Below are 11137 nucleotides of genomic sequence, written 5' to 3'. Positions count from 1 at the left end.
CGGCTGGGCGCGACGGCGAACTGGTAGGAATCGACCAGAATGCGGATCGCGAGCCGGTCGATTTCGGGCGGCGCCGTCTGAAGGGCCTGAGCGCGCGCCGGACGCGCGCCGCCGCCAATGGCTGAAAGCAGCGCGGCCAGCGTCGCGCCGCGCAACAGGTCGCGGCGGTCAAGACCGCCGCAGCAATACGGAAGTTTTGCTAAATGTCGGAGCATGGCCCCCTCCCTCGCGTCCGGCGATTGCTTCGGAGCGAATGATCGAAGGCGGCCGTCGAGGCCCAATGGCGCGTCAAATCGGGCGCGCGCGCGGCGCTTCTTGGTCCGGGCGCCTTCGGAGGCTCAATTCCCCGCGCCGCGTCTACGTTCCGGCGTCGCGAAAAATTGACGGCGGCGCCCGCCCGTCCGGGGGGCTTTCCCCTCATCCGTCTCACGCCTTTGGCGTGAGCCACCTTCTCCCGCAAGGGGAGAAGGGAGTCGGCGGCGGCGGCGCCCTTTAGACTCCTACCGGGCGGCGCAGGTCCAGCGTGTTCGGGAAATCGCCGGTGATTTCCGGCGCCGGCAGCCAGACCCGGCCCGGCGTGTGGCCGTGATCCTGGAAGCGGGCGAGACGGCGCGCCTCGGCCTCATAGGTGTTGACCGGGAAGGTCTCGTAATTGCGGCCGCCCGGATGGGCCGAATAATAGACGCAGCCGCCGAGCGACCTTTTGCTCCACTTGTCGATGATGTCGAAGGTCAAAGGCACATGCGGCCAGATCGTCGGATGATAGCCCGAATAGGGCTGCCAGGCCTTGAAGCGCACGCCCGCGACCGCCTCGCCGCGCCGCCCCGTCGTGCCGAGCGGCAGCCGGCGGCCGTTGCAGGTCACGATATGACGCGCCTCATTATAGCCCTCGACCCGCACCTGCAGGCGCTCCACCGAGGAATCGACGAAGCGCACCGTGCCGCCGATGGCGCCCTCCTCGCCCATCACGTGCCACGGCTCCAGCGCCTGGCGGATTTCCAGCTTGACGCCGGAATGTTCGACCTGGCCGTAGAACGGGAAGCGGAACTCATATTGCGCGCGATACCATTCCTGATCGAACTCGTAGCCGGCGCGACGCAGGTCTTCGAGCACGTCGAGGAAATCGTCCCAGACGTAATGCGGCATCATGAAGCGGTCGTGCAGGCTGGTGCCCCAGCGCACCAGTTCGCCTTCCTGCGGCTCGCGCCAGAACCAGGCGACCAGCGCCCGCAGCAATAATTGCTGCGCCAGCGACATGCGCGCGTCCGGCGGCATTTCGAACGAGCGGAACTCGACGAGCCCGAGCCGCCCGGTCGGGCCCGACGGCGAATAGAGCTTGTCGATGCAGATTTCCGCGCGATGGGTGTTGCCGGTCACGTCGGCCAGCAGATTGCGATAGAGCCGGTCGACCAGCCAGGGCGGGATATAGCCTTCGCCCGGACGCGGCGTATTGGCCAGCGCGATCTCCATTTCATAGAGCGCGTCGTGACGCGCCTCGTCGATGCGCGGCGATTGCGAGGTCGGGCCGATGAACAGGCCGGAGAACAAATAGGACAGCGAGGGATGCCGCTGCCAATAGACCACCAGGCTTTTCAGCAGGTCCGGACGGCGCAGGAAGGGCGAATCGTTGGGCGTGGCGCCGCCGATGACGACATGATTGCCGCCGCCGGTGCCGACATGGCGCCCGTCGACCATGAATTTCTCGGTGCCCAGCCGCGTTTGCCGCGCATGTTCATAGAGATTGGTGCTGATCGCGACCAGCTCGTCCCAATTGTCCGAGGGATGGACATTGACCTCGATGACGCCCGGATCGGGCGCGACGCGGATGACCTGCATGCGCCAGTCGAGCGGCGGCGGATAGCCCTCGATATGGACCGGCATGTCGAGGTCTTTCGCGGCGGCTTCGACGGCGGCGAGCAGTTCCAGATAATCTTCCAGAAAGCTGACCGGCGGCATGAACACATGCAGCCGTCCGTCACGCGGCTCGATCGCCAAGGCCGTGCGCACCTCCGACGAGAAACCAACCAACTGCTGGCCCCAGAGCTGCTGGTCGCGCGTCACCGCGCCACGACGGTATTTCTGCGCCAGCGCCTCGGCCTTCGGCAAAGGCACGCGCGGCTCGGTCGGGTCCTGATCCACGATGAACGGATAGGCGCTTTGCGGCACATAGGGCAGCGAGCCGAGCGGCAGGCGGAAGCCGATCGGCGAATCGCCGGGATGGAGGAAGATGGCGCCGCGCCGCAGCGGCCATTTCTGGCTGATCCAGCTTCGCGTCTGGGTCTGCGCATTCCAGCGCTGCACCGGCAGCACGAAGCCGGTCGGCACGTTCAGGCCCTGCGAGAACACGCGGGCGAAACGGGCGCGCTCCTCCGGCTCGGCGAGCTTGCTGTCGCCGGGCGTGACATTCATCGGCAATTCGGATTCCTTGAGAATCCATTGCGCCGGGTCTTCATAGGCCGGCACGATGTAATCGTCCGGTATCATCAGCTTTTCGGCGACGGCGGCGCAGAACCGATGGGCCTGCTCCGGCGTAGCCGGCTGAGCCGGTTTCTCGCGGGCGATCAGATTCATGTCGCGCCAGATCGGCTCGCCGTCCTTGCGCCAATAGATCGAGAAGGTCCAGCGCGGCAGGCTTTCGCCGGGATACCATTTGCCCTGACCGTAATGCAGGAAGCCATTGGGCGCGAACTCGTCGCGCAACCGCCGGGTCAGGTTGTCGGCCAGCCCTCTTTTGGTCGGCCCCACCGCCTCGGTGTTCCATTCCGGCGACTGATAATCGTCGATCGAGATGAAGGTCGGCTCACCGCCCATGGTCAGGCGCACGTCCTGCGCCTTGAGGTCCTGGTCGACCCTCTTGCCGAGCTTGTCGAGCGCCTCCCAGGCCTCGTCCGAGAACGGCGCGGTGACGCGGGGCTTTTCGTCCAGCCGCTCGACCGTCATTTCAAAGCCGAAATCGGCGTGAGCGTCGCCGGAAATAAAGCCTTCGATCGGCGCGGCGGAGGAATAATGCGGCGTGGCGGCGAGCGGCAGATGGCCCTCGCCCGCGAACAGGCCCGAGGTCGGGTCAAGGCCGACCCAGCCGGCGCCGGGGATATAGACCTCGGCCCAGGCATGCAGATCGGTGAAATCGTGATCCGTGCCAGCGGGGCCGTCGAGCGCCTTCACATCCGGCTTGAGCTGGATGAGATAGCCGGAGACGAAACGCGCGGCGAAGCCGAGATGGCGCAACACCTGAACCAGCAGCCAGCCGGTGTCGCGGCACGAGCCCGAGGAGAGTTTCAGCGTTTCTTCCGGCGTCTGCACGCCGGGCTCCATGCGGACGAGATATTTGATCTTGTGCTGAAGATCGGTGTTCAGCGCGACCAGGAAATCGACCGTGCCCATTTCCTCGCGCGGGATCTGGTCGAGATAGGCCTGGAGCAATGGCCCGGCCGGCTCGGCGCCGATATAGGCGGCGATGTCCTTGGTCAGGGATTCGGCATATTTGAAGGGGAAGGTCTGCGCATAATCTTCGATGAAAAAGTCGAACGGGTTATAGACCGCCATTTCGGCGAGCACGTCCACCGTGATGGAAAATTCGTCGGTCGGCTCGGGGAAGACCAGCCGGGCGAGATAATTGCCGTGCGGGTCCTGCTGCCAGTTGATGAAATGGTTTTCCGGCTGGATCTTCAGCGAATAGGCCAGCACCGGCGTGCGGCAATGCGGCGCCGGCCGCAGGCGGACGATCTGCGGCCCCAGCGACACCGGGCGATCGTAGGAATAACGGGTGGCGTGGTGAAGTTTCGCGAGGATGGCCATTGCGGCGATAGCCTTTCTTGGCGGCAGTTGTCCATTTATGCGGAGGGGAACGCGGGCCGTCACGTCCGAATTGCAGGCTTTTCGTCACTGAAGCGAGCGATCTGCCAGAAGTTTAGGCGCCCGTCGTCGCCTCGCCCCGCGGGAGCGCGGCGAATATTGGCTTATCCGCTGTCGTTCATGCGCCAAAACGGCCAGAATCGTCTCGCAAGCGTCATCGAGATCATTGAACATATCGTCATGGCTTACCCGCAAGACACAATGTCCGTCGGCGCGAACAAAGCCTTCCCGCCGGGCGTCCCCTCTCCCCGCTTGCGAGGAAAGGGAGAGAGCCTTGCCTGAGAGAGCTCGCCCCGTGAAAGAGCCTCACGCGAAAGTCGGCGGGACGTTTTCGGAGGCGATCGGAATGACGTCGACGCCGACATCCACGTCCTGCCCGCCAGACGAAAGAATCACGCCGTCGATCGGGGCGACATCGGCGTAATCGCGGCCCTCGGCGAGGATGATGTGATCGTCTCCGACCAGAATCTTGTTGGTCGGATCGAGGCCGACCCAACCGTCGAGCGGGCCGCACCATACCGCGACCCAGGCATGGGTGGCGTCGGCTCCTTCGAGCCGCTCCTGCCCGGCCGGGGGCACGGTGCGCAGATAGCCGCTGACATAGCGCGCCGGCAGGCCGACGCCACGCAATCCCGCGATCATGATATGGGCGAAATCCTGGCAGACGCCCTTCTTTTTCTCGAAAGCCTCGCCGAGCGGCGTCGAGACCAGCGTCGCCTTGGGATCGTAATCGAAATCGTCCCAGATGCGCTCCATCAGGTTCACCGCGCCCTCCAGCACCTGCCGCCCCGGCGGAAAGCTTTCCCGCGCATAAGCGACGACAGGCTCGTCGAGCGTCACGACCCGGCTGGCGTAGATGAAATGGGCGGGCGATTGCGGACCGAGATCCTTGGCGCTGAAGGCCTGCTGGCGCACGTCCTCCCAACAGGCCGTCGCCGCCGGCGCCACCGGCCGCGACACGGCGATGCGCGCCCGCGCGGTGACGGAAAGCTCGCGATGCTCGGCCTCGATATGGACGATCTCAAACGAATTGCCGAAGAAACATTCGCGCCGGATGCGCTTGGCGGCCGGCGGATCGATGTCGATCTGCACGTCGATGACCCTTTGTCCGGCGCGGCTGGTCGGCCGCAGCCGCAAGGCGCAGAGCGAATAGCCCACCGGCGCCTCATAGCTGTAAGTGGTGACGTGGCGAATGTCGTAGATCACGCGAGCCCCATCTGTCGTTCTTCCCGCGCGGCATTGGCGCCCTGCAGGAAATAGCGCGCGGCTATGGCGTCGCCGAGGCCCATCAGCCGCCGCTCGATCGACAGGACGAATTCGGTGGTGATGCAGGCGGCGACCTTGGTGGTCAGGTCGGCGTTCAGCTCGATGGCGATGCGATTGGGCGGCTCCAGCATCCCGTCATTGCGCAGCATCGGCAGGGTCGCGATATGTTCGGCGAGCCGTTCGGTCTGGAAGGCGACGGAGCGCGGATTGAACGGATCGAGCAGCGCCATGTCGCGCACCGGATAGGGCGCGACCCCCGCGATATAGCGCGAGCGATAGGTGATCTGCGAGTCGATCAGGTCGAGCAGCACGTCGAAATCGGCCGCGCGGGCCTGCTCCATCCCGAAGGAGCGCACCAAGCGGCAGGCGTTGACGCCGCGCTCCAGACGGCGGCCGATCTCCAGGAATCGCCAGCCGGCGACTCGGTTCATATTCTCCTGCGCCAGGCCGGAAATGCTGGCGATGGCCTGCAGCGCATTGTCGGTCAGCTCCAGGATTTCCGGCTCGTCGAGCGGAACGCGGCCGTCCTCCAGCTTCTTGCTCAGATCGACGATGATGCGCCAGGTGTCGCTGGAAAGCCGCTCGCGGATCGCCGAGGCCGTGCGCTGGGAGGCGCGGGCCAGCGACACCGCCGAGCCGAATTCGTCGACATTGAACAGAGCCGCGTTGAGAAAGCCCTGCGGCGTCAGCGGGACTTTCAGCTTGGCCGGAACCGCGCCCCAGTCGCCGAGCAATTTGCGCAGGCGCTGCGTGGTCGCGGCGCCCTCCTGGAACATATCCTCGTTTTCGATCGCGCGCCGCGTCAGGCAGCGAACGAGACGCACCGTCGCCTCGGCGCGCTCCAGATAGCGGCCAAGCCAGAACAGATTGTCGGCGGCGCGGCTCGGCAGATTGCCCATGATGCGGCGGATCGACACCGTGTCGCCCTGCGGCAGCAAGGTTGTCGGCTCGACCGGACGGCTGCCGGCGATCCAGACGTCGGCCGTCTGCACGCCCAGCCCCATCGCCACCGCGCGCGAATCCACCCGGTCCGAAATGCGGCAGAAGCCGCCCGGCATGACCTGGAACTTGCCGTCCGGCCCGACCGCCGCATAGACGCGCAGCACGAAGGGGCGCGGCTCCAGCCGGTTGTCGACCCAGACCGGCGTGGTCGACAGCCCGACCACCTCCTGGCCGACGAAATCGGCGCCGCGCTCCCGGATCGCCGCCGCAAGCTGCGCGCGCTGCTTCTCGGTCAGCTCGCCGGCAATGATCGGGCGGCTGAACGTCCTGCGCGAGATCGAGGCGCCGAAGGCCGGAGCGATGGCCATGTCCTGCAGGCGGCTCAGCACATATTCGCGCTCCGCCGCCTGGCCGCACCACCAGGTCGCGATGGTCGGCAGGATCAGCTTCTCGCCGAGAATCTGACCGGCGAGGCTGGTCATGAAGCCGAGCAGAGCCGGGGTCTCGGCGACGCCGGCGCCGATGGCGTTGGCCACCGCCACATTGCCCTGGCGGATGGTCTCGACCAGCCCCGGCACGCCGAGCTGCGAGCCGCTCCTCAATTCGAGCGGATCGGCGAAATCGGAATCGATGCGCCGCCAGATCACGTCGGCGCGCTTCAACCCGGCGATGGTGCGGACATGGGCGAGCCCGTCGCGGGCCACCAGATCGGCGCCCTCGACCAGCATGAAGCCGAGATAGCGCGCGAGATAGGCCTGTTCGTAATAAGTCTCGCTATAGGGGCCGGGCGTGTGCAGGCAGATGCGCGGCTCCGACCGGCTGGCGAGCGCGGCGAGGCCGGCGCGGAAAGCCTGGAAGAAGGGCGCCAGCCGGCGCACGTTCATGTCGCGATAGATGGTCTGGAAGGCGCGCGACAGGTTGAGCCGGTTCTCCAGCGCATAGCCGAGGCCGGAGGGCGCCTGGGTGCGGTCGTTGAGCACCCACCATTGGCCGTCCGGACCGCGGCCGAGATCGGCGGCGTAGAGGCTGAGATAGCGCCCGCCGCGCGGCGGAATGCCGATCATCGGATGCAGGAAATCGGCGCTGCCGGTCACCGCCGCGGCAGGCAGATGGCCGCCGGAAACCAGCGCGCCCCGGCCGTAGAGATCGGCCAGCAGCCCCTCGTAGGCTTCGGCGCGCTGGGTGACGCCGGCCTCGATCACCGCCCAGTCCTGTTCGGAGATCAGCAGCGGCATATGGCTGAGCGGCCAACTGCGGTCGACCGTCTCGCCATAGGCGCGATAGGACACGCCCTGCTCGCGGATATTGCGCTCGATGGCCTCGAAACGGCGGGCGATATCGTCGCTGCCGAGCCCCGCCATCTTGTCGAAAAATTCCAGCCAATGGCCGCGCGGACGCCCGTCCGCGCCGATGAATTCATCCGGCGCGCCCTGCAGCGGCCGATAGGCCGCCGTCATCTCCACCAGGCGTCTCGCCTTTGTATTCGAGGCGCTCCCCGGCGTCGGTCCCAGCATTGCCCCCCCTGACAAACCCCACTCCAGCGCTTCGAGCCGCGACGCGCATTGTCCGAAAGCGCGAAAAGCCATCATAGCGGGGCGGAGAAAAAATTCGTGTGCCAAAAAAGCATCGCTTCAGCCTATTTTTTAACCTGGCGCTTTATCAAGCGTCGACAGACTTTGGCTTGGGACGAGCCGGGTTTGCAGCTATCCTGACAGGCCGGAACCTGCGCGGGAGCCTAGATCAGCGTGCGAAAAAGTGGACGCCGGCTTTTCGCAAAAAACGCTGCGTCAACAAAGGAATCGACTCTAGCGGTCGCCACCGCCTTCGCGCATGACCGCACGCCAGCCTTCGGCGCCGGATAAAAAGGGGAGACGCCCATGATCCTCCGCTTCGCCATGGCCTTTATCGTTCTCGCGCCATCCGGCGCTTCCGCCGATATGGCGGCCGCGTCAGCCTGCGCCGCGAGCCTCTCGGACGACGGCAAGGCCATTTTCCGCGCCGCCGCCCCCGGGATCAAATCCGCCGGCGACAAATATCAATTCGTCAAGGGGAAGGCTCTTGCGCTCGTCGCCAAGGGCGAAATCAGCCCCTTTTCCGCGAAAGCCAATGCCGAAGCAGCCGGCGAATGCCTGAAAATGATGCGTTGACGCCGGCTATTTTTTCGCCGGGCGCACTGTCTTGATCACGTCCGGATGGGTGTCGAGCCAGGCCCCGCCGATCAGCTCCACGCAATAGGGAATGGCCGGGAAAACGGCCTTGAGGCAGAGGTCGATCGAGCGCGGACTGCCCGGCAGATTCACGAACAGGCAGGCGCCGCGATGGGCCGCCGTCTGGCGAGACAGGATGGCCGTCGGCGTCTGCTCCAGGCTTTTCATCCGCATCAACTCGCCGAAGCCGGGCATTTCACGATGCGCCGCCGCCAGCGTCGCCTCCGGCGTGAGATCGCGCGGGGCCGGCCCGGTGCCGCCGGTGGTCAGCACCAGACTGCAACCGGCCGTGTCCGCCATGTCGATCAGTTCGTCGCGCACGCGTTCGAAGCCGTCGGGGATGATCCTCACGTCCAGCTCGTAAGGCGTGGACAAAGCCTTGCCGAGCCATTCGACAATGGCCGGACCGGAAATATCCTCGTAGATTCCGGCGCTGGCGCGGTCGGAAATGGTCAGGACGCCGATTTTCGCCGGTTTCGCGGGCGTTTCGGTCATTCGTCCTTATCCTTGCAGACGCGCGGCGGCCCCATCAGGGCCGGCTGGAACAGGACCGCCGCGCAAAGCGTGGTGGCGAGCGACAAGGCCAGCAGCTTGCCCATGCTCGACGTGCCGGGATGGTTCGACATCCACAGGCTGCCGAAGGCGGTGGCCGTGGTCATGGCGCTGAAGAAGATCGCCCGCGTCAAGCCGGTGCGCAGCAATTTGGCCGAGCCCGCGCGCCAGGCGATGACATAATAGATCTTGAAGGCGACGCCGAGGCCGAGCAGCAGCGGCAGCGCGATAATATTCGCGAAATTCAGCCGCAGGCCGATCAGGGCGCAGATTTCCATCGTATAGACGCCGGCCAGCATCAACGGCGCCAGCGTCAGCGCCACGTCGCCGACCCGCCGCAGCGCCAGAAACAGCAGAATCGCAATGGAGAGGAAGGCCAGCGCGCCGGCGGTGGCGAAGGCGTGCAGCACCGTATCGCCCGAAGCCAGGATCGAGATCGGCGCGCCCGAGGCCTCCGGCGCGACGGCGAGCACGGAATCCACGAAGGGCCGCATCGCGTCATAATCATTCTTGTCGCCGCGCGGCGCCACCTCCAGCCGCGCGCGGCCGTCGGACGTGATCCAGTCGGCGCGCAAATCCGCCGGCAGGCTGTCGATCGTTACCGGCCCGGCCTGAAGCGTCAGGCGCACGTCGTCGAGCAGCGCCTGCATCGGCTCGATCAGCAAGGCGCGGGCGCGCTGGCGCGCCGGTTCGGGGCCCTGCGCCAGTTTCTCCAGCGCGACGCCGACCCGCGCGAGCGGCGCCAGATCGGGGGCGTCGCCGGCGGCCTTGCGCAAGGCCGCGCCAGCGGCCGCGAGGGCCTTGGCGTCTTCCGCGTCGCTCGGCGGCGCCGGCGGCTTGCCAGGATCGAGGCTCGGTCCGAGCAGACCGCGCGCCTCGTTAATGGCGGCGAGCTTGGGCGCCTGGTCCTCGGGCACGAAATCCGACAGGCTGGTCACGCTCTCGACCAGCGGCAGCGCGCGCAATTTCACGGCGAGCGCATCCGCCTGTTTGAGCGAGGGCTCCAGGATTTCGATGATGTTCGGCGTGGTGTGCGGGTCCTGCATCATGTCGAGCAAAGCCGCCACGGATTCGGTCTTGGCGCTGCGCAGGTTGAGCGGATTATAGTCGAACCGGACCTTGGCCAGCAGCGGCGAGCCGACCAGCGCGAGGCCGAGCGCGAAAGCGACGATGGCCTTGCGATTGCGCATCTGGAATTCGTCCAGCGGCGCCAGAAAGCCATAGCCAACTGTGCGGCCCTCGGACGGCGACTTCAGCAAGGCGAGCAGCGCCGGCAAAGCGGTGATCGAAGTCAGGAAGGCGATGATCATGCCAGTGCCGGCGATCAGGCCGAGCTCCGACACGCCGCGATAATCGGTCGGAATGAAGGAATAAAAGCCCGCCGCCGTGGTCGCCGCGGCAAGCGCCAGCGGCAGGCTCGCCTTCGCGCCGGCGGAATTGACCGCCCGGCGCAGATCATTGTCGCGATAGCGCTCCTCGCGATAGCGGACCGTGAACTGAATGCCGAAATCGACGCCAATGCCCACGAACAGCACGGCGAAAGCCACCGAAATCGGATTGAGCGAGCCGACCATCCACAGGCCGACAGCGGCGGTGATGACAAGGCCCATCAAAGTGTTGAGCGCCACGGCGAAGATCAGCCGCCCCCAGCGCAAAGCGCGCCACAGGATGAACAGAACGGCCAGCACCATCAGGCCGTTGTTGAGCGCCGCGCCCTCGGACAAGGTGCCGAACTCCTCGTCCTGCATGGCGACGTCGCCGGTCAGGCGCAGGCGATAGCCGGCGTCGGGCGTCAGGCCGATTTTCTGCGCGGTGGCGCGCACGGCGTCGGAGGCGTCGGCGCCGGCCTCCAGCGCGGAAAAATCCAGCACCGGCTTGATCATGACGAAGCGGCGCTTGTCGCGGACCGAGGGCGCCGCGCCGGAAAACAGCGCCGACCAGGAGAAATCGCTCGCCGTCCCGGTATTGGCCGCGTCGAGCGCGCCGGCGATGCTGGTCAGAGGCTGGGCGAGGCCCGCCGCCTCCTTCTGGCCGCCGCGCGCCATCAGGCCGAGCGCGCCGCCGAAACCGCGCAGCGACGGATCTTTGGCCAGGGCCCCGAGAAAGGGTTGGGCCTCGACCAATTGGTCGGTCTTGGCCTCCACCTCGTTCTGCGGCAGGAACAGCAGCCCGTTGCGGCGGAAGAAGTCGCTGGTCTCCAGGCTGCGGGCACTTTCGATGAGCTGGGTTTGCGGCTTGAGCGCCGCAACCAAAGCCAGAGCGCCCTTGGTGGCGAGCTCCGGCGAGGGCGCGTCGAGCACCCCCAGCAACATGTT

General features: G+C 66.3%; 7 protein-coding genes and 1 pseudogene. 2 read left to right on the top strand and 6 right to left on the bottom strand.

Features of this window, described 5'->3' with window-relative positions; translation table 11 throughout:
- Both ACE3S9_RS07940 and ACE3S9_RS07935 read right to left on the bottom strand, forming a co-directional pair.
- Positions 1 to 215, bottom strand: a pseudogene (locus ACE3S9_RS07940) (hypothetical protein); the annotation flags it as partial.
- A gap of 277 nt (positions 216 to 492) precedes the next feature.
- Complete coding sequence (locus tag ACE3S9_RS07935) at positions 493 to 3798, bottom strand: DUF2126 domain-containing protein (protein ID WP_374545905.1); 3306 nt, start codon at positions 3796 to 3798, stop codon at positions 493 to 495.
- A gap of 156 nt (positions 3799 to 3954) precedes the next feature.
- Between ACE3S9_RS07935 and ACE3S9_RS07930 the strand changes: the two genes are divergently transcribed.
- On the top strand, positions 3955 to 4137 hold the full coding sequence (locus tag ACE3S9_RS07930; protein ID WP_374545904.1) for a hypothetical protein: 183 nt from the start codon (positions 3955 to 3957) through the stop codon (positions 4135 to 4137).
- A gap of 24 nt (positions 4138 to 4161) precedes the next feature.
- On the opposite strand, the gene ACE3S9_RS07925 is transcribed toward ACE3S9_RS07930, so the two are convergent.
- On the bottom strand, positions 4162 to 5061 hold the full coding sequence (locus ACE3S9_RS07925; protein ID WP_374545903.1) for a transglutaminase N-terminal domain-containing protein: 900 nt from the start codon (positions 5059 to 5061) through the stop codon (positions 4162 to 4164).
- Positions 5058 to 7520 carry a circularly permuted type 2 ATP-grasp protein gene (locus tag ACE3S9_RS07920; RefSeq protein WP_374545906.1) on the bottom strand — a complete coding sequence of 821 codons (2463 nt, stop codon included), beginning with the start codon at positions 7518 to 7520 and terminating at the stop codon, positions 5058 to 5060. The genes ACE3S9_RS07925 and ACE3S9_RS07920 overlap by 4 nt, the downstream gene beginning before the upstream one ends.
- Positions 7521 to 7940: 420 nt before the next feature.
- On the opposite strand from ACE3S9_RS07920, the gene ACE3S9_RS07915 reads away from it, so the two are divergent.
- On the top strand, positions 7941 to 8210 hold the full coding sequence (locus ACE3S9_RS07915; protein WP_374545902.1) for a hypothetical protein: 270 nt from the start codon (positions 7941 to 7943) through the stop codon (positions 8208 to 8210).
- 6 nt (positions 8211 to 8216) lie between these two features.
- On the opposite strand, the gene mog is transcribed toward ACE3S9_RS07915, so the two are convergent.
- Positions 8217 to 8765: a molybdopterin adenylyltransferase gene (gene mog / locus ACE3S9_RS07910; protein ID WP_374545901.1), complete on the bottom strand. Its 549-nt coding sequence runs from the start codon at positions 8763 to 8765 to the stop codon at positions 8217 to 8219.
- Positions 8762 to 11137, bottom strand: a 2376-nt coding sequence (locus tag ACE3S9_RS07905; RefSeq protein ID WP_374545900.1) for an MMPL family transporter, incomplete at its 5' end; no start/stop codon positions are given. The genes mog and ACE3S9_RS07905, both read right to left, overlap by 4 nt.

This window comes from Rhodoblastus sp. (assembly GCF_041915505.1).
In the GTDB taxonomy this organism is placed as follows: domain Bacteria; phylum Pseudomonadota; class Alphaproteobacteria; order Rhizobiales; family Beijerinckiaceae; genus Rhodoblastus.
The sequence above is the reverse complement of the archived record's forward strand: the minus strand, read 5'-3'. Positions and strand labels throughout refer to the sequence as shown.